The sequence below is a fragment of the Marinobacter sp. 1-3A genome (assembly GCF_016597775.1).
GTDB lineage: Bacteria > Pseudomonadota > Gammaproteobacteria > Pseudomonadales > Oleiphilaceae > Marinobacter > Marinobacter xiaoshiensis.
In genome coordinates, this window is record NZ_VCGZ01000005.1 from 200,621 (window position 1) to 218,198 (window position 17,578).

The window sequence follows — 17,578 nt, forward strand, 5'->3', positions numbered from 1 at the left end:
GGTTAGCCACCTGAACGTTTAACAACCCAGCCTTTCTGTTCCAGAAGGGGCACAAGCAAATCGCGATGATCACCCTGAATCTCTACTACGCCGTCTTTAACGGTGCCGCCAGTGCCACACTTGGCTTTAAGCACCTTTGCGTAGGCTTTAAGGTCTTTGTCATCCATGGGGATACCGGTAACCAGAGTAACACCTTTGCCTTTGCGCCCTTTGGTTTCACGACTCACCCTTACAACGCCATCACCTTCAGGGCGCTGAGCCTGACGGCAAGTACAGTCCGAAACCGGGTTACGGCATTCAGGGCACATCCGCCCCTGCTCGGTTGAAAATACCAGCCCGCCTGTTGATTGCTTTGCCATTTGTCCTCCCTATGCCCGGGCCCTTGAAGCTTTTGCCTCCATAGGCGCCCTGTATATTTTAGTCCAGATCAGGAGGATACTTGGTGAACATCTCGGCAACCACTTCATCAATGAGTTTTCCACGCTTTTCAGGGGACTGCTGTTCATTGAGGTAACGACGGCTGGATGCACGCCAGACAACCTCCTTCGAACTTGTATCTACCAACTCAACCACCAGCTTGCCTTCTTTTACTTCACGCACCGGTGGTGGTGACGAAATTCCCCAGCCAAAGTTACCAGTACCAAAGCCTAAACCCACACCAACGCCAGATTGCTCAAGGCGGTCCTCTTCCACAATCCGCCAGCTAACCAGAAGATCTGCTTCCGGCTCCGCCACCTTGCGCATGGATTTAATATTCAACTCTCGCTCAACTGCATTCTGCACACGGCTTCCATCAAGTGAAATAAATGACGTTTCACCGGTATCGGGCATGAAAGCCCAGGTTGAATAATTGCCAAATACCGCGGCTGAGTTGTAATCAGTCACCACATTACTGGCACACCCGGTTATTAACAGTGTCACCAGTGCTGCCACCAGAATACGAGCCATTGTTTACCCCCTAGTTTCTTGGAATCCTGGTGTCAGTATACGCGCAAGACACTTGTCCGATGCATTTTTTGCCGATTCATGTTTCGAAACTGTAATCCAGTTTATGCGCATCACAAAAGGCGCTGAAGGCATCAGCCTGATCTTCCGGAACAAGGACCCGCGCGGTCACAGATGCACCATAGGTAACCGCGCCCAGTTCCACAGAATTGACATCACACCAGTGCCGAAGCGGCTGTTCATCCGCAAAGCCCATGACAACGTTAACCGGCCTGACCGGCTTGTGAAAGACCCTGCCCACTTCGGAGAGCACACTCTCAGCGGCTCCCGCATAGGCCCTAACAAGGCCTCCTGCGCCGAGTTTTATGCCACCAAAATACCGTATCACCATAACCAGCACGTCACCCATATCCTTGTGCTGTATCACGCTCAGGATCGGCTTGCCTGCGGTACCGGAAGGCTCGCCGTCATCATTCATGGCGGCTTCTGCTGCAGAACCCGGACGGCCTATCTGATAAGCCCAGCAGATGTGACGGGCATCGGGGTGATCCTGGTGCGCTTTCTCCAGCCAGGTCTTCACTTCATCCCGGGAAGCCACAGGCGCAATCCGGGCAATAAAGCGGCTTTTTTTGATTTCCGTTTCGCGCTCTAGGTAGCCAGCAGGAACGGGATAATCTTTTTTCATGGAACTGCCTGTGTTTTGATTAATCCGCCGCAAATACGGGCAAGCGAGCAACAACCTGCAAACCGCCACGCTCACTATTATGTGCGGTAATTTCGCCGTCATGGGCAAGAATTATGTCTTTGGCAATTGCCAGCCCCAACCCCCATCCCTGGCCTCCCCTGGATTTGTCCGCGCGAAAAAACGGCTCAAACAGGTGCTCGAGAATGTCTTCTGCAACACCCGGCCCCTCATCCTCAATCGTCAGGCTTATCCAGCCTGCCGACAAGCCCAAAGCCACATGAACATTCTTGCCCGGAGGGGTGTAATCCAGAGCGTTCTGCAGAATGTTGTCAAATGCCCGCTGTAACAGACCGGCATCACCCAGCACAGTCACCCCGGTGCTTTCTGGCATTGAATCCAGCTTGCACGCCACGCGATGATGCTCGGCATAATCGGCCGAATCCCGCAAAACCTGATTCAGAAGGTCCACCGGACGCAACGGCTCCCGCGCGATGCTACCCCCCTGTTCTGTAACCCGGTACAGCGTCAGTATTTGACCGGTCATAGTATCCAGGCGCTCGTTTTGGCGCAGGATACTGGCCATCAGCTCTTCCTCGACACCGCCTTCGCTTGCCAACTCAATAGCTATCCGCTGGCGCGCCAGTGGCGTTCGCAAGTCATGGGAAATATCCCTTAAAAGATGCTTCTGCCGATCCAGCAGGGTGCAAAGCTGATCCGTCATGGCATTAAACGCCGTCGCCAACTGGCCCACTTCGTCCCGCCGGGCTGCGATGTGTTCATCCACCCTTAATTCAGTGTTGCCACCGGCAATGGCCTGAGCTGTAGATTCCATATGCCGCATTGGCCGCGACACAAAACGGGCAATTAACCAGCAAGCGAGGGTAATCAGAATGAACGCGAGGCCCATTTCCAAAAACCGGAAAACCCGCGGCTCCAGCCACCCCTCTTCATGCATTTTCGGCCAGGCAATCAGCCTGTCCCCGTTGCCAACGTCTACGATTGCGGGTTTCTGTCGATACCAACCTGATTCCATGCGTGAGCGAATGGCCGAGGGCAAACGGTTGTCGTCGCCCGCGCTGATCATCATAAGGTGCAGGCCAAGCTCATCGCCCTGTGCGCGCAGAAACCGGTGGGCTTCCCGGCGCCCGCGGGCTTCCTGTATGGCAGACACCTCAAGCCCAAGGTCCCGCAACTCAAGTTGCCGCTCAATGGCTGCCCTCTCACGATCCAGCAACACGCGAGAAGCCAGGTTGCTCACAACCACTGTTACCGCCATGGCCAGCCAGATCAGCAAAAAGATCCGCCAGAACAAAGGCACCATAAGCCGACGTTTCATTCGACCACCCGATAGCTGTAGCCGAGACCACGCACCGTCTCTATCCGGGGAGGATCATCACTGCCCAGCTTCTTGCGTAGATTGCTGATGTGCATATCCAGTGTCCGGTCGAAAGCTTCGAGGCGACGCCCCAGCGCCCACTGCATAAGGTCTGTCTTGCGCACTACACTGCCAGCATGAGCCAGCAACACCTGCAGAATTTCGTACTCGGTGGCCGTTAGATCAAGGGGCTCATCGTTCTGGTAAATGCGTCGGTGATCCGATTCAAGGCGCAAATCACCATAATTCTGTTCTGTCTTAACGCCGGCCTTCTGATCCCAGGCAACCCGGCGCAGAATGGCATGAAGCCGGGCCACAAGCTCACGGGGGTTACAGGGTTTGGGAATGTAATCATCGGCACCCACCTCAAACCCGACAATCCGGTCTGTCTCATCACCGCGGGCCGTCAGCAACACCACTGGCAGGTGCGTTTGAGAGCGCAGCTCTCGCAGCACCTCCAGCCCACTGATATCCGGTAGCATAATATCCAGCACAACAATATCGCAGTGCTGCCCAAGTGCCAGCGTCAAGCCGTCCTTACCATTGGCGGCCTCACGCACAGTGAACCCCTGACCGCTCAAATAGCGGGCAAGCAGCTCACGAAGTTCGTCGTCATCTTCTACCAACAGCACTCTGTTCTGCATCGCTCTTCTCTACCCGGTTCAGCCCATTCAATCAGGACAAGATATATTAGCTGAAGTCTAACACGCCCCCCGAGGCCTGCCGTCTCAGGCTCAGGTTCCTTTGCAGAACCTTTACATAGCATTGACGCTCGTTTACCAAGCCATGCCGTACCATAGCGGTTAATGAATCAACCTTCTGCCGCAACGCGGCCAACCATGTGAGGAATCATCATGAGCAAACGTAAATCATCTATCATCGCCGCCAGCATTCTGGCCTCCGCTCTTTTTGCCGCCAGCCCGGCTTTGATGGCGAGCAACTCATCCGGAAACTACGGTGATGGCCAACGCGGTAATCAGCGGGACATGACTGAAATGTGCGAAAACATGCGCGAAGGCAAAGGGCGCTTCAACCATGCAGAACGGCTGGCTGAGATGGCCGAGCGGCGCGAAGCCATGGCTGAACGCCTGAAGCTAACCGACGAGCAGCGCGTAATCTGGAACGAAATTCACGAGGAAAATCGCCAGAAGAACGAAAAACGCATGAAGAAAATGCAGGACAAGATGAAAAAGCGCTGCGATAACCCTAAGAAGTGATCACAAGCCGGGTTTTGACGTAAGGTATCGGGAGCGATCAAGGAGTACGCCCCAACCATGTCAGAACCTGCAGTTTCTTCTATAACACTTGAGGCCTGTCACGCCCTGTCCGACATCCCCAGAGAAACCTGGGCGCGGCTGGCAGGCACCAATAACCCGTTCCTCCGGTATGAGTTTTTTGAGGCACTGGAAGCCTCCCAGTGCACCAGCGAAAAAACTGGCTGGAAGCCTTGCCACCTCATATTCCGGATGAATGGTGACATTGCCGGAGTCGCGCCCGCATACCTGAAAACCCACTCCATGGGCGAGTACGTGTTTGACTGGGCCTGGGCCGATGCGTACCGACGCTACGGCATGAGCTATTATCCGAAACTCCTGATCGCTGTTCCATTTACACCGTCCCAAGGGCCACGGTTACTCCTTGACCCACATCTGCGCAGTGCTCTCTATGCCCAAGGTATTCACGACCTTCTTGACACACTCATAGCCAAACTTGGCGCTCACTCCTGGCACCTGTTGTTTCCGAACGCACAAGACCAGCAACTACTCCAGCACGAAACTCAGCTGCACCGCATAGGCTGCCAGTTCCATTGGCACAACAACGGCTATGCATGCTTTGACGACTTTCTGGGCAAACTCACCTCCCGAAAACGTAAATCCATCCGTAAGGAACGCCGCCAGGTGGCCGAGCAGAGCATCACCTTCGCAAGATTTCATAGCCAGGACATATCTGACCAGGTTCTTGCTGCCTTTTATGTTTTCTATCAGGCCACCTACCTGAAACGTGGGCAGCAGCCTTACCTTACCCGGCAGTTCTTTGAGCAGATGCGTGAAACCGTGCCTGAGCACCTGCATGTGATCATGGCGATAAAAGACGGAGAGATGATTGCGGGTGCCTTGTTTCTAACCGGCCAGGATACGCTCTACGGCCGTTACTGGGGCTGCCTGGAGGAATACAACCATCTGCATTTTGAGACCTGTTATTACCAGGGCATTGAACTGGCCATCAAGCTGGGCCTGAAAACCTTTGATGCAGGTGCGCAAGGGGAGCACAAACTGGTACGGGGGTTCGAGCCAGTGATCACCCACTCATGGCACGGAATCGCACATCCGGGCTTTCGTGACGCCATTGATGCATTTACCCGAGAGGAAGCAGAGCAGGTTATGGGGTATTTCGAGGAGGCTAAAACGGCGCTACCGTACCGGCAATACGACAGCGGTTGTCAGTAACAAATACCTGCGAAGCAGAAAGCAGAAAGCAGAACGACTCCGCAACAACTACAATAAAGGCTGGTCTATACGAGGTAATCAGTGTGTCCCGGATACTGTTTCTATTGGTTTCAATGCCGTTGTGGGTAGTGCTACCCGGTTGCGCATCCACAAAGGCTGATCGGGTGGTCATGGAAGTGCAACAGCCCGATGACGGAGCCCCCCGGTTTTCAATCTGGAACACGCGCCGTGTTGCATGGCTTGAGCGCGGAGACCCGCAGGGCTTTCCCGTATTTTATGCCCACGGAAACCCGGGCTCACGCCTGGAATTGCTGTTTTTGGATGCCAAAGCCAAAGATTACGGGATCCGCTTGATTGTTATGGACCGACCTGGAATCGGGGCATCCAGCTTTGTCCCGGATTATGGCCTGCTGGACTTTGCTGCGGATATCGAAAAACTTGCAGATGAAAAGGGGCTGGATGGGTTTGGCTTAATGGGCTGGTCCAGCGGCGGCCCGCCTGTGTTGGCGACCGCCTACTATTTACCCCGGCGTGTTCGATTTGCTATCTCGATATCCGGGTATACCAACTTCGGCGAGTACAATAAAGCCCGACAGGCAATGAGCGAATACGGATTGCATGGCCCTAAGCTGTCAGAAGAGCATCCCGTATTGTTCAAACAGGCACTCAAAGTAGCCCGTTGGGCGGACCTGACTTTACCTGGCGTTTATATGGCTGTGGCAGAAGCCGAGATGGCCCCTGCAGATCAGGCCTTACTTAATGACAAGACGCGCTCTGAACTCTTTGTCCGCAACCAGCAGGAAGCGCTGGTACAGGGCGTGAAAGGTGTGATTCAGGATCTCGAAGTGCAGTGGGCTGCCTGGCCTTTCAGCCTGACAAACATTCAGGTGCCGGTGCACATCTACCAGGGAGGGAAAGATACCTTTGTCCCTGTGGAGTTCGCGCAGCACATGGCTCAGCAAATACCCGATGCCTCACTGAGCATACTGCCTGAAAGCGGGCACCTGTTACCCCTCGATCAACAGTTTATGGACCGTGTATTCAAGGAGATTCAGCACTATATGAAAAACTGAAACCCGATATTGAAGGCGCCAATGCCGCCTGATAGAACATCATTTCAAGCGACACGGCTTAGCCAACAGAAGTCTAATGGAAGGGGAACAAGTAGTTAACCCAGGACGACATTCGCAACAATATTTTCCGCATGATTGCCACATGGTGAAAATGATCGGTATAAACCGCGCTTTGCCCAAAGGCGCCACCTGGCACAGTGCCCACATATTGCTGAAAATCCGGATCTGTAATTTCAATCAATACGGGTATGCGCCCCGGAAAAATAGCCGCCAGCGGGTTGATCAAGTTACCGCTTGCCTGAATCTGGCCCTCTGCCAGTGCGGGCAAAACGCTTTTCACTCTCCCCGTAAACACCTGACCGGGCAGACCGTTCAGGGCCACTTCTGCCTCATTGCCCGCCTGCAGGCGCAACAAGCTGTTCTGGCGATACCAGCCAACAAAGTACAGATCTTCAGCATGCACAAATACCATTACAGGCCGCAATGGCAGAGAGACTGCCATCATTCCGGGCCTCAGGGCCAACTGCGCTACGTAGCCGTCAGTTGGTGCCCGCACAACGGTCTCGCTTAGATTAAACTCTGCCTCGGCGAGCTGGGCTTGCAGTGTATCTGCTTGCGCAGTGGCCAGATCAGCTGCCCGCTGACTGCCGGCGCCACGCTTCACCAACTCCAACGCACGTTTCTGATCAATCCTTGCAGATTTCAATTGTGCGCGTATCGAATCAACCTTGAACTGAAAGGGCTCCGGATCGATCACGAAAAGCACGTCGTCTTTGTTTACCTTCACCCCACCCTGAACTTTGACTTCGATTACCCGGCCACTAACCGTTGGTACGATTGGCGTAGTGACAAAGTAGTCGCGGCTTGTTTCAGAAAACGGGTGGTTGTAATTCATGCTGAATATCAGCCCGCCAATCAAAACAACACCACCCAGAACCGCAGTAGGCACCGTCCACTTATTCAACGGGATTTTGAATATCTTGAAAATGGCAATGCACAGCGCGGTATAGGTAAGAATTAATAAAAGATCCATTAGCCTTCATCTCCCGCCAACTGGTTAACAGTTTGCTGTAACTGCGCAACTTGAACGCTCAATTTGGACATTTGAGCTTTGATCTCGGCAATGGATGCATCCGTTGTGCTGTCTTTATCGGTTTCCGGTTCGGGCTGCACTACCCCCGCATGCTTGTTAAAGCCCCAGCCCCTGTCCTCTCTGTAGAGAGTTGCCCATATCCACAAAAAGGGCCAAATAATATGCAGTGTTAACAAGCTGATCCACCCGGCTACATGAATGGCATCGGCGTGGGGGTGGCGTCGCTTTTCAGCTATGTCATAGGGGATATCGTGAATTACGATGATGCCGTAAAAAACGGTAATGGCGGCAAAAATCAGGATGCCGAGTGCAATGTAATCAAGCATGTCCGGGCAGGCTCCGCAGCGTAAACATTTGTTAATAATTCAGGCGTGACAATAGCGGGAAACGCTAAATGCCACAATCTGAAACTATCGCCCGTTCAGAAAAATGATTGCCAGATCAACAATTCAGCTGCTGCTATTCCACATTAAAGCGATACACATCTGACAACCCTCGTCTGAGTGATACGCCGCAGTGACTCAGGTGCCAACAACGGCGACGTTGAGTCACTGACTTTCTCGCTGGGTCTTTCTAAATGCCGTGCAGCAGGTGGGCCACTCAGCAAGTCTGGACGCGAGGGGGGGGGGCAAGGGATCTACTGCGACGAGAGGCAAAACGATGGTACAGTTCAAAAAACTCACTGACCCAACCTGTGCCCAAAGCAGATTACGGATTCGCCCCACGCATGATGGATGCCTCCCCTTGCACGCCTTATTATGAAGCACGATGGTCGTTCTACGCGGCAACACTGGGTAACGCAGCATCTGCAGATGAATGCTTACATGACTTCCTGGATGGTAAGCCTGCAGGCAAATATTCCAGGCGCGAGCGGGCTACAGGGCTTTTATGCTTGGATTTCTGGTGGCACCCCTCAGTATTGAAAGACGCAAAACTCCCAAGTGTTGGGCTGTCTCAAGTACTGTGGGTGCTGGATGAGATCGACAACTCTCTGCTTGACCACCTTGCACAAAGCAATCCTGAAATATTGCGCTGGGCAATCCGGCACTCAAAGCTGTTCACCCGGACTGACTCCAAGGTTCTAAATCACTTGAAGAGTTCCACATCTGGGCCTGACTGGAGCGACTTCTTCAGCGTGTGCGACCTATTGCTGAAGCAGTTCGAACCTTTCGACCAACTGATAGAGGAAGCTGAAAAGCGCTTGAAGCCTCTCTCCCTGCTCGATTTGCTTTCCTATCTCAGCATTCTGGCTTACTCATCACTGGATAAAGGTGACCACGATACACAGCAGGAGTGGGCTGTTTACGAGCGCATTATTCATCGCAAATTGCTGCACTGCAGTGAGCGCGACTTTCAGTTGACGGAGAAAACGCTTGGCAAGTCCCTCAAACACCACCTCTCTCCTTTGCTTTTTCCTGGGGCTGCATCAAAAGAGAAATGCATTACTAATCTGGAATCCGTAGCTGTCCTTGTCTCAGCAATGAAAGAACGGCTCGATTATGAGGCCACTGTTGACGCCTTCAGTTTCGATAACGAAGTGCAGTATCAATGGAAGCCTGGTCATCCTGTGACATTCAGAGCCTATCCTGATAACGCTTGTCGTTGGCAACAAACAGAAGAAAAAACACTGCTGCTATGGCATTACTGGTTACGCAGGGCTGTTGATGAGTTTGTCGCCAGTGGAATGGCTGGATCAGCCATTGGCAATCCTGAAAACCATGAAGCCAACCAACTGGCCTGGATCAAGGCTATTCGCGGAAGGCTTATCATGCAGACTGTCTTTGGTTTTAGCGACAAGATAGCGCTTGAAGATGGAGCTGAGGTGGACTTGCACCAGGTTTTGCTGGCCAGTGAATTATCTTCCGCCTTTTTTTCAGCATCGTTTTTAGAACCTTACCGCCGCTTTCGCAGTCACACAGATTCTACTATTTCCGCACTAGGGGCTCTGGCTTTTGAAGGGATGCTCGCAGGTGAAAACCGTTTCCCCATGACCTGGTCAGAACTCCCTGAGAAAATCAGGCGGATACGTAGCTGGACAGTTAGTCGTGCGCTTCCAAAAGGTAGCCCAGCGGCGGCTAAAGCGATTCTCGCGTTCTGGACTGTAGATCTACGCCAACTTTCGGCTCAGATGAAAAGTAACCCCCATGCCCCCGCTCCGAAGCTACATGAACAGCCGTTTCACAAAATAGGTCGTTACAGCTTTCAGTTTCCCTGGGTTGTAGGTCAGCAAAACAATCTGGTTGCCGCCATCAACACACTGCGCCGGGTTGGTGTCCGCAGGCCGGAACTGCGCAACGAAACTGCACGTGTTGAAAATCGTTTGGCAGAGGCACTACGCAGCCAAGGTTTTAGCGTGGTGGTGGGATACCAGCCACCCGTTAGAAACGGTGATGATGCAGGTGAAATAGATCTGATTTGCCACCTTGACGGCGTGATCCTGTTGCTCGAAGTAAAGTCCGGATTCATCCGCTCTTCAAAACATGAAGTATGGATGCACCGGACCAACACCCTACGTAAGGCCGCCAGACAGCTGAGGCGCAAGCGACATGTACTGGAGACGATACTGCTGCGGCATCCTGATGCATCACTAAAAGAGGCACTGAAATTGCCTTCAACTGATCGTGAGCTTACGCTTCATTCCTGGATCGTTGATACCTCGATCGAATGCGATGGTGAGTCGATAGATAATTTCCGGATCGTATCCCGTGAAGTCCTGGAGTTCGCACTGAAAGACCAGAAGCATTACCTCCAGCCACTGGATACGGAAACCGAACCAGAGCCGCGAACCCTTTATCCGGCGGGGTTCAGCGCACAGGCTTTTGTCGATGTCATTACTGGCGAAGTAACCTGGGAAGGCTTGTTGACTGATTGACAGCCATTTGCATGTGACACTCATCGATAACGGAAAATCTCCGTGAATTAGTGGCCCATAACTTTTGACTTGAAGGTTAATGTTCGATCCGGTCAGGAAAACTGCTTTTAAACGGTAACAACGAGACTCGCCCATGCTATTTCACTACAAAAAAAGCCAAACCCGACAAGCCATAAGCGTTGCGCTCAATATACTGGCGATACCCGTCATTCTTTATCTGTTTCAACAATTTTTCAGAGACCAGCCAGACTTCGAAAAAATATACGATGTGGTTGAGAAAGGAGCTGTTGCTGTGGCAATCGTGTTGGCCGTAATTCTGGCCTGGCTGCTGAAAAGAAGGGACAAATTCGAAATCTACGTAACGGAAAAGGAGTTCTACAGCCACCACCCTGCTTTCAGGGAGTGGTGTTTCAGAATCAGTCCTCGAGATATTGTAGCTATCGAGCACAAGCTGAATATCGGATCAGGTTATATGACCAACATAAACGTGCGCATGGAAAACGGGGAGGTCCACCAACTGTGCATGAACTACCCCTTTTCCCGAAAAAACTTATACAACGCTCTTAAACAGGTTAATCCGAAAATCCAGCTACCAAGCAATCCCAACACGTTTAACCACAAACGCAAGAAGTAACACCCGCGCCAGATCAGGGCTTGGCAAACTCCAGGTACCGGCTTGCCGCCTGCTGCTTCTCATTCTGGCTGTTCAGCAACTCCATGCGCAGCCGATCAATGATGCTCATGTACTCGTCCAGAGGTGAGTCGGATTTCCCTAAATTTCTGGTCTCTTCGATAAAGCTTCTTTGCTTTTCCCGGATCTCATTGAGCTTTTCCAGAGCGCCACGAATGGCTTCAATCCGGGCACCCGCGAGCCCGCCAATTTCGCCAACCCCTTCGCCACCTGCTACAGCGTCGCCGCTACTGTTAATGCGCTGAACTGCAGAAGGTATCTCTGCAGTATTCTGCTCAGCCAGGGTAAGTTCTTCGAGTGTGCGCACTTCCCCATCCGTTGTCAGGTAAATGCCTGAAGCCTGTATCTGCCCCAAGGGAATCCCCTGCCGGTTCGTAAGGGTAAAACTGTCTTCCGCACTGCCCACGTACAACGCTTGCACGCCCACTTCCGCAAGAGACTTCAAGGCCTGGGAGCCATCGGCGGCTTGTACCCATACAGACAGAGACGAAAACACTTCGTCGTTGGCATCAATCCACTGGTTGCCGTCGTCATCAAACTTGGCAAGTTCGCTGAAGCCGGAACCACTTTGTGGTCCAAACAACTCCTTACCATCATCCACTTCGCCGTTACCATTCCGGTCGAACACAAGATAACCACTGCCACTGCCGAGGGTAGCGAACTGCGCAGTTTTCCCGTTTCCTTCCATATCGAACTCGAACAAAGTATCGGTGAGCTGTGCGGTGGTACTGCCGAAATTGATCACCAGCGGGTCAGTCATTGGCCGCTCTTCGATCCGCAAGCTTTCAGAATATTCATAGGTTCGGGATTGCGACTGGCGGAGTGACAGCGTGAAATCGATAGTTTCGCCGTTCTCCAGCGAAATGCTTCCGCTAGAAGCAAACGACCGGGTTTCACTTTGCGAATAGAACATGTAGCGGTTCGCCTCAACAGTCACGCTGCCGCTTGTCTGTGCCGCAGAATCACCACTCAGGGCAGCACGGCCAACACTGATGGCCTGCTGACCACGGAGGAATAAGTCTGTGGTTTTCTCCACCAATTCGGCACTGGAGTAAACCGCATTACGATCACCACCGGTAACGGCGCTGGAACTCGTAAACCCGAGACGCTCCTGGCTGTTGTAGCGGTAAGCCGCATCGCGCGTGATGTTGAGCTGCCTGCCCCCTCCCTGCCCTTCTGCAGAATTGCTGGATAGGGGTTGCTGGTTAATCCGTAGCTGGCTCTGGCTAAACGCCGTTTCCTGACGGGAGTTTCCCTGAAGAAAGGAAATTTGGCTGGTTACGATCATGGCGCCGGTTTACCTCTGAGTTCCTTGTTTATCTACCCGCCTATCGGCTGAGACAAACTGAACTTGAGTAATTTTTGCGCAAACTACTATTTTGCAGGCTACCTTATTAAAACCTAAAACATATACCGCACTATAGCTGCCGCAAGAATACCCGCAGCAATTGCTGGCAGCGGCTTTTTGAGAAGAAGCACGGTAATGGCAGTAACCGACAGCGCCGCAATTGCGCCCGCATCACCACCAAACGCCATGGGAACAATAATGGCGATGAGTACCGAACTGGCCATGGTATTGATGAAGCTTTCAATACGGGGGCTTATCCGCACAAAGGACATGATAAACACGCCCCCGAAGCGGGTTGCCAGGGTAACCACCGTCATCATCAGGATCAGTACAAGAACACCGCCTGTGGTGGTTTCGATGGTCATGCTGGCTCCTCCCCATCAGGCTCATCTCCCGGCTTTTTTTCAAGCCAAAAGTACCCTACGACACCACCAGCGAGAGCACCAGCGACCACATGGGTGTTGGCCGGCAGCCATTTCCAAGCTACAAGTGAAGCAACGGCTGCCAGCGTCCAGGCCACCAGCACGCGGGGGTTCTTTTTACCTCCCAGCGCCATTGCCAACAGAAAACAGCCCAACACCATGTCCATACCCAGGCTTTTCGGATCCTGCAAAAGCCCTCCAAAATAAACACCTAGCCAAGTGCCAACAATCCAGGCGAGCCAAAGCACAAGGCCGCCTCCAAGAATCACCTCAAGGTTACGCCTGCCGCTTTGGTATTCCTGAGCAGATACAGCCCAGTTGGCATCGGTGAGGAGCAGCAAAATCCCATAGCGCTTTGCCGGGGAAACATCTTTCAACATGGGGTAGAGCGAGGCGCCCATCAACAAATGGCGGGAGTTGATGGCGAACACTACGATCATGACGGGAATAACGGAAACTTCAGCACCCCACATATCGATCGCAGCGAACTGCGAGGCACCGGCGAAAACCATAGTGCTCATCAGCAATGATTCAATGGGGCCCAATCCCTTTTGCACTGCAGCAAGGCCAAATGCCGCACCGAATGCCACCACAAACAGCGAAATAGGGAACATCCGAATAAGTTCGGAGCGAACCTTCGCGGGCTGGAACTGGTAGGAATATTGCTCTGTTTTCATCTAAGCAAGCTAAGGAAATTTCCTTCTCACGCGTATCAGTAGTTTCCGCAGACGTGAGTTATTGATCTGCCAACAAGTTTTGCAAATGCAACTAACACCCAAATGCCAATATCTGCACGCAATGCTATTTTTACAATTGACCTCCTCGTTTACACCGATTAGGTTACATCTAGCTCGACCCCACAAGGGCTATCCCCAATGGGAATTTCGAGCAACTGAAATCAAAACGCCGGCCACAAGCCGGACGACAAAAACAACACTGCCACTGCCGCCGAGATCCGGCCAGGTGGAGAGGATTTCAACATGCTAATATCAGCACGTCTTCGAGACGTCTTGTGCAGTGCACATTTGTTCCTACCTGTTAAGATAATCGCCTTTTATTTCCGCAGCATAACGCCCACTCGGGCCAAGGAAGAGAGGTGATCCAATGACTGTATTCAGCCATCCCGAATTTGATAACCACGAACATCTGTCTTTTTTCTGCGATCCCGAAACCGGGCTCAAAGCCATTGTTGCCATACACAACACCTCCCGCGGCCCAGCTCTTGGCGGTTGCAGGATGTTTCCCTATGCCAGTGATGAAGAAGCACTGCGTGATGTGCTGCGCCTTTCGCGGGGCATGACTTACAAGTCTGCGCTTGCCAATCTTGATCTCGGCGGCGGCAAATCCGTCATTATTGGCGACCCGCGCAAGCAAAAAAGTGAAGCCTTACTGGAAGCCATGGGCAAACATCTGGAAGGGCTTGGTGGCCAATACATTGCCGCCGAAGATTCTGGCACCAGCGTGCCCGATCTCAAGGTCATGGCACGGCATACCAAACATGTTGCCGGCATTGTTGAGCACATGGGATTTGATGGCCAGCCCAGCAACGGTGACCCTTCTCCAACTACAGCCTATGGGGTATTTGTTGGCCTGAAGGCTGCGGTAAAACATAAGCTCGGCCGTGAGGACCTGGCAGGCTTGAAGGTTGCCATTCAAGGTGTGGGCAACGTGGGTTTCCGCCTGGCTCAACATTTGAAAGAGGCCGGTGCAGAGCTTTGGGTGTATGACATTCACCAAGAAAACATGCAGCGTGCCGTAGGTGAACTCGGTGCCCATGCTGCAAGCGCCGAGGACATTCTATTCCTGCCGGTCGATGTAATCGCGCCCTGCGCCATGGGTGCCGTGTTGAACGACGACAGTATCCCCCGCCTGAAAGCAACGGTGATTGCAGGAGCCGCCAACAATCTGCTGCAGCGCCCGGATCACGACCAGGCTGTGAAAGACCGAAACATCCTCTACGCACCGGATTTCGTGATCAATGCGGGCGGCATTATCGATGTGTTTTATGAGCGTACCGGGGGCACCTCAGAAGAAGTGCGCGCACATGTTGAAGGCATCGGCCGAACTCTTTCAGAGATATTCAAACGCTCTGATAGCAGCGGTATTCCAACCGGAACAGTTGCCAACACTCTGGCAGAGGAACGCTTCCGGAAACGCGCAGGCGCAGCTCAAGCACAGAGCGAACAGCTAGCCGGCGCTGAATAATCATAGGCATATTTTCACGGGGCCTTGAGCTACTCCAGGCCCCGGATCTTCCAAACAAAAACAAGTATCTGGCAGGAGACAATCATGTCTGTATCAAACGCACCCAGCTCTGCGGCAACGGAAGGATCGAACGCCGGCCGTGGGCTCTGGTCTTCACGGTTTGCTTTTATTCTCGCGGCCACGGGCTCTGCCGTAGGCCTGGGTAACATCTGGAAATTCCCGTATGTCACCGGCGAAAACGGCGGTGGCGCGTTCGTATTGGTTTATCTGCTGTGCATCGCAGCCATAGGCCTTCCAATTATGATGGCTGAGGTGCTAATTGGCCGGCGTGGTGGCCGAAGCCCGGTGAACAGCCTCAAACAGATCGCCAAACAGCAAGGGATTAACCCTTCCTGGCGAGCCGTTGGTGCAATCGGTGTTATTGCCGGTTTCCTGATTCTTTCGTTTTATTCTGTGATTGGAGGCTGGGCAGTATCCTATGTAGGCTCTGCGGCCAGCGGGCAATTCACCGGCCAATCGGCAGAGGCCATTGGCGAGCTTTTTTCCAGCCTTCTGGCAGACCCAATGACACTGCTAATGTGGCACTCACTGTTTATGGCTTTGGTGGTGCTAGTAGTGGCCAAGGGCGTTCGCGCAGGGCTTGAACGGGCTGTCAGCATTCTGATGCCTGCCCTCTTCCTTCTGCTGCTTGCCGTTGTTGGCTTTGCCATGACCACAGGCGAGTTTGGGCGGGCGGTAAGCTTCCTGTTTCAACCAGACTTTTCCAAACTCACTACCGCCGGTGTACTGGTAGCACTGGGGCACGCTTTCTTTACTCTAAGCCTGGGTATGGCAGTAATGATGGCTTACGGCTCTTACCTGCCAAAAGACATTTCCATCGCCAAAACATCCATTGCCGTGTGTATTATCGATACCGGCGTGGCATTGCTGGCTGGACTGGCTATTTTCCCGATTGTTTTCGCCAACGGCCTCGAGCCGGGCGCTGGCCCAGGCCTGATCTTCCAGACCCTGCCGCTGGCCTTTGGTCAAATGCCTATGGGCAGCCTGTTCGGAACCCTGTTCTTTATACTGCTGATCTTTGCCGCTTGGACTTCAGGCATTTCGCTACTGGAGCCCATTGTGGAGTGGCTGGAAGAACAAAAAGGCATGAACCGCACCACCAGTGCGCTGGGTGCAGGCTTTGTGTGCTGGGCTCTGGGCATTGCATCGATCCTTTCCCTTAACCTGTGGTCAGGCTTTGCGCCTTTGGGATGGATCACCATGTTGGAGGGCAAAACGATCTTTGACCTGCTGGACTTCTTCACAGCCAACATTATGTTGCCTTTGGGTGGCTTGCTGGTTGCGGTATTTGCTGGCTGGATCATGTCTCGCAAGGCCATGGAAGAGGAGCTGGCGCTCTCCAAGCCCATGTTCAATCTGTGGTTCATTACTGTGCGTTTCATTACGCCGGTGGCTGTGGGAACAGTGTTTGTTTACAACCTGGTGGGTGCGTAAGCAACGTCTGATCTTATAGGTGATCAAGGGAGGCCCTGAGGGTCTCCCCGATTCTTGCATTCAGTTTCAGTTCCGCCAATGCTTCTGCTCGTGTCCTGCCGAGATTCAGGGTGGCTATCGGTTTGCCCAACTCTTTGGCGTAGCGGCAAAAGCGAAACCCGGAATAGACCATCAACGAAGATCCAATCACCAGCAATCCATCACTCGCCTTGAGCGTATCCTTCGCCAAATCCACTCTTTGCTTCGGTACAAAGTCACCAAAAAACACGACATCTGGTTTGAGTATACCGCTGCACCTTGGACAATCTGCGAGGCGAAAACCGGAGAAATCCACGTTCAAATCGGCATCGCCATCTGGAGCAGCTTCCGCTTTGTAGTCTTGAAAGGTCGGATTAAGCTCAGCGCAGCGTTCGTGTACTTCTTCCCGGGAGCACCGGTAGCCACAGCTCATACAAAGCACTTCATCGGCACGGCCATGCAAATCGCTTACGCCCTGTGTACCGGCTTTTTGATGCAGGCGGTCTACATTCTGGGTGACCACGAGGCTGGAATGATTGCGCATTTCCAGCTCTGCGATATGGAAGTGGGAGGGGTTAGGCTTTGCATTGCGGATCACCGGCCAGCCAATCAAGCTACGCCCCCAATAACGCTGGCGAGTTTCATAGCTTTCCATGAACTCACGGTGCTGAACTGGTTGCTTGCGCTTCCAGGCTCCGTCGCCATCGCGGTAATCGGGAATGCCGGAATCTGTGCTTACGCCAGCCCCAGTCAAAATCATCAGCCTGGGGTGGTAATGAATAAACTCTGCCAACAACTCACCGGCCTGTTCCGGCTCATGTAAAACCGGCGGCGTTTCAAGATCCGGGAGGCGTTGATTCGAGCTGAAGGGTCGGGTTCGGTAGGTCCTCATTGGCAGACGCTCTCCTTT

Annotated in this window: 18 protein-coding genes; 7 read left to right on the forward strand and 11 right to left on the reverse strand. The window is 53.0% G+C overall.

The window, feature by feature from the left end:
• Positions 1 to 2 precede the first annotated feature (2 nt).
• From FE848_RS09945 to FE848_RS09965, 5 genes are all read right to left on the reverse strand, one after another.
• Entirely contained in the window at positions 3 to 359 is a 357-nt protein-coding gene (locus FE848_RS09945) for a translation initiation factor Sui1 (protein ID WP_200202645.1), read from the reverse strand.
• A 58-nt stretch (positions 360 to 417) separates the two neighbouring features.
• On the reverse strand, positions 418 to 948 hold the full coding sequence (locus tag FE848_RS09950; protein WP_200202646.1) for a DUF4136 domain-containing protein: 531 nt from the start codon (positions 946 to 948) through the stop codon (positions 418 to 420).
• Positions 949 to 1,024: 76 nt separating this feature from the next.
• Positions 1,025 to 1,630 (reverse strand): YigZ family protein, encoded by a 606-nt coding sequence (locus FE848_RS09955; RefSeq protein WP_200202647.1) that lies wholly within the window; start codon positions 1,628 to 1,630, stop codon positions 1,025 to 1,027.
• A 19-nt stretch (positions 1,631 to 1,649) separates the two neighbouring features.
• Complete coding sequence (locus FE848_RS09960) at positions 1,650 to 2,966, reverse strand: sensor histidine kinase (protein ID WP_200202648.1); 1,317 nt, start codon at positions 2,964 to 2,966, stop codon at positions 1,650 to 1,652.
• The gene (locus tag FE848_RS09965) at positions 2,963 to 3,649 is read right to left on the reverse strand and encodes a response regulator transcription factor (protein WP_200202649.1); all 687 of its coding nucleotides are present in this window, start codon (positions 3,647 to 3,649) and stop codon (positions 2,963 to 2,965) included. Before FE848_RS09965 ends, FE848_RS09960 begins: the two co-directional genes overlap by 4 nt.
• A 210-nt stretch (positions 3,650 to 3,859) precedes the next feature.
• On the opposite strand from FE848_RS09965, the gene FE848_RS09970 reads away from it, so the two are divergent.
• The 3 genes from FE848_RS09970 to FE848_RS09980 all read left to right on the forward strand — a co-directional run bounded on the left by FE848_RS09970 (position 3,860) and on the right by FE848_RS09980 (position 6,525).
• Entirely contained in the window at positions 3,860 to 4,222 is a 363-nt protein-coding gene (locus FE848_RS09970) for a Spy/CpxP family protein refolding chaperone (protein WP_200202650.1), read from the forward strand.
• Positions 4,223 to 4,279: 57 nt separating this feature from the next.
• Positions 4,280 to 5,452 (forward strand): GNAT family N-acetyltransferase, encoded by a 1,173-nt coding sequence (locus tag FE848_RS09975; protein WP_200202651.1) that lies wholly within the window; start codon positions 4,280 to 4,282, stop codon positions 5,450 to 5,452.
• An 83-nt stretch (positions 5,453 to 5,535) separates the two neighbouring features.
• On the forward strand, positions 5,536 to 6,525 hold the full coding sequence (locus tag FE848_RS09980) for an alpha/beta fold hydrolase (RefSeq protein ID WP_200202652.1): 990 nt from the start codon (positions 5,536 to 5,538) through the stop codon (positions 6,523 to 6,525).
• Positions 6,526 to 6,598: 73 nt separating this feature from the next.
• Here FE848_RS09980 and FE848_RS09985 read toward each other — a convergent pair whose 3' ends face one another.
• Both FE848_RS09985 and FE848_RS09990 read right to left on the reverse strand, forming a co-directional pair.
• Positions 6,599 to 7,558, reverse strand: a complete 960-nt coding sequence (locus tag FE848_RS09985; RefSeq protein ID WP_200202653.1) for an HlyD family secretion protein — start codon at positions 7,556 to 7,558, stop codon at positions 6,599 to 6,601.
• Positions 7,558 to 7,944 (reverse strand): DUF3302 domain-containing protein, encoded by a 387-nt coding sequence (locus FE848_RS09990; protein WP_200202654.1) that lies wholly within the window; start codon positions 7,942 to 7,944, stop codon positions 7,558 to 7,560. The genes FE848_RS09985 and FE848_RS09990 overlap by 1 nt, the downstream gene beginning before the upstream one ends.
• A gap of 368 nt (positions 7,945 to 8,312) precedes the next feature.
• Here FE848_RS09990 and FE848_RS09995 point away from each other — a divergent pair, with 368 nt between their 5' ends.
• Both FE848_RS09995 and FE848_RS10000 read left to right on the forward strand, forming a co-directional pair.
• Positions 8,313 to 10,490 carry a nuclease-related domain-containing protein gene (locus tag FE848_RS09995; protein WP_200202655.1) on the forward strand — a complete coding sequence of 726 codons (2,178 nt, stop codon included), beginning with the start codon at positions 8,313 to 8,315 and terminating at the stop codon, positions 10,488 to 10,490.
• Positions 10,491 to 10,623: 133 nt separating this feature from the next.
• The gene (locus tag FE848_RS10000) at positions 10,624 to 11,124 is read left to right on the forward strand and encodes a hypothetical protein (RefSeq protein WP_200202656.1); all 501 of its coding nucleotides are present in this window, start codon (positions 10,624 to 10,626) and stop codon (positions 11,122 to 11,124) included.
• Between the two features lie 13 nt (positions 11,125 to 11,137).
• On the opposite strand, the gene FE848_RS10005 is transcribed toward FE848_RS10000, so the two are convergent.
• From FE848_RS10005 to FE848_RS10015, 3 genes are all read right to left on the reverse strand, one after another.
• Positions 11,138 to 12,469: a hypothetical protein gene (locus FE848_RS10005; protein WP_200202657.1), complete on the reverse strand. Its 1,332-nt coding sequence runs from the start codon at positions 12,467 to 12,469 to the stop codon at positions 11,138 to 11,140.
• 113 nt (positions 12,470 to 12,582) lie between these two features.
• Positions 12,583 to 12,894: an AzlD family protein gene (locus FE848_RS10010; RefSeq protein WP_200202658.1), complete on the reverse strand. Its 312-nt coding sequence runs from the start codon at positions 12,892 to 12,894 to the stop codon at positions 12,583 to 12,585.
• Complete coding sequence (locus tag FE848_RS10015; protein WP_200202659.1) at positions 12,891 to 13,628, reverse strand: AzlC family ABC transporter permease; 738 nt, start codon at positions 13,626 to 13,628, stop codon at positions 12,891 to 12,893. The genes FE848_RS10010 and FE848_RS10015 overlap by 4 nt, the downstream gene beginning before the upstream one ends.
• A 427-nt stretch (positions 13,629 to 14,055) precedes the next feature.
• On the opposite strand from FE848_RS10015, the gene FE848_RS10020 reads away from it, so the two are divergent.
• Together FE848_RS10020 and FE848_RS10025 are read left to right on the forward strand one after the other, a co-directional pair.
• Positions 14,056 to 15,156, forward strand: a complete 1,101-nt coding sequence (locus FE848_RS10020; RefSeq protein WP_200202660.1) for a Leu/Phe/Val dehydrogenase — start codon at positions 14,056 to 14,058, stop codon at positions 15,154 to 15,156.
• An 84-nt stretch (positions 15,157 to 15,240) separates the two neighbouring features.
• The gene (locus tag FE848_RS10025) at positions 15,241 to 16,650 is read left to right on the forward strand and encodes a sodium-dependent transporter (RefSeq protein ID WP_200202661.1); all 1,410 of its coding nucleotides are present in this window, start codon (positions 15,241 to 15,243) and stop codon (positions 16,648 to 16,650) included.
• Between the two features lie 13 nt (positions 16,651 to 16,663).
• Here the strand turns inward: FE848_RS10025 and FE848_RS10030 are convergent, their stop codons facing one another.
• Positions 16,664 to 17,560 carry an NAD-dependent protein deacetylase gene (locus tag FE848_RS10030; protein ID WP_200202662.1) on the reverse strand — a complete coding sequence of 299 codons (897 nt, stop codon included), beginning with the start codon at positions 17,558 to 17,560 and terminating at the stop codon, positions 16,664 to 16,666.
• Between the last annotated feature and the right edge of the window lie 18 nt (positions 17,561 to 17,578).

Excerpts from the sequence above, each read along its gene's own strand:
- FE848_RS09945 (WP_200202645.1), bottom strand. The coding sequence starts at position 359 with ATGGCAAAGCAATCAACAGGCGGGCTGGTATTTTCAACCGAGCAGGGG.
- FE848_RS09960 (WP_200202648.1), bottom strand. The coding sequence starts at position 2,966 with ATGAAACGTCGGCTTATGGTGCCTTTGTTCTGGCGGATCTTTTTGCTG.
- FE848_RS09955 (WP_200202647.1), bottom strand. The coding sequence starts at position 1,630 with ATGAAAAAAGATTATCCCGTTCCTGCTGGCTACCTAGAGCGCGAAACG.
- FE848_RS10005 (WP_200202657.1), bottom strand. The coding sequence starts at position 12,469 with ATGATCGTAACCAGCCAAATTTCCTTTCTTCAGGGAAACTCCCGTCAG.
- FE848_RS10030 (WP_200202662.1), bottom strand. The coding sequence starts at position 17,560 with ATGAGGACCTACCGAACCCGACCCTTCAGCTCGAATCAACGCCTCCCG.
- FE848_RS09990 (WP_200202654.1), bottom strand. The coding sequence starts at position 7,944 with ATGCTTGATTACATTGCACTCGGCATCCTGATTTTTGCCGCCATTACC.
- FE848_RS10025 (WP_200202661.1), top strand. The coding sequence starts at position 15,241 with ATGTCTGTATCAAACGCACCCAGCTCTGCGGCAACGGAAGGATCGAAC.
- FE848_RS09970 (WP_200202650.1), top strand. The coding sequence starts at position 3,860 with ATGAGCAAACGTAAATCATCTATCATCGCCGCCAGCATTCTGGCCTCC.
- FE848_RS09975 (WP_200202651.1), top strand. The coding sequence starts at position 4,280 with ATGTCAGAACCTGCAGTTTCTTCTATAACACTTGAGGCCTGTCACGCC.
- FE848_RS09985 (WP_200202653.1), bottom strand. The coding sequence starts at position 7,558 with ATGGATCTTTTATTAATTCTTACCTATACCGCGCTGTGCATTGCCATT.
- FE848_RS09965 (WP_200202649.1), bottom strand. The coding sequence starts at position 3,649 with ATGCAGAACAGAGTGCTGTTGGTAGAAGATGACGACGAACTTCGTGAG.
- FE848_RS09950 (WP_200202646.1), bottom strand. The coding sequence starts at position 948 with ATGGCTCGTATTCTGGTGGCAGCACTGGTGACACTGTTAATAACCGGG.
- FE848_RS10010 (WP_200202658.1), bottom strand. The coding sequence starts at position 12,894 with ATGACCATCGAAACCACCACAGGCGGTGTTCTTGTACTGATCCTGATG.
- FE848_RS10000 (WP_200202656.1), top strand. The coding sequence starts at position 10,624 with ATGCTATTTCACTACAAAAAAAGCCAAACCCGACAAGCCATAAGCGTT.
- FE848_RS10020 (WP_200202660.1), top strand. The coding sequence starts at position 14,056 with ATGACTGTATTCAGCCATCCCGAATTTGATAACCACGAACATCTGTCT.
- FE848_RS10015 (WP_200202659.1), bottom strand. The coding sequence starts at position 13,628 with ATGAAAACAGAGCAATATTCCTACCAGTTCCAGCCCGCGAAGGTTCGC.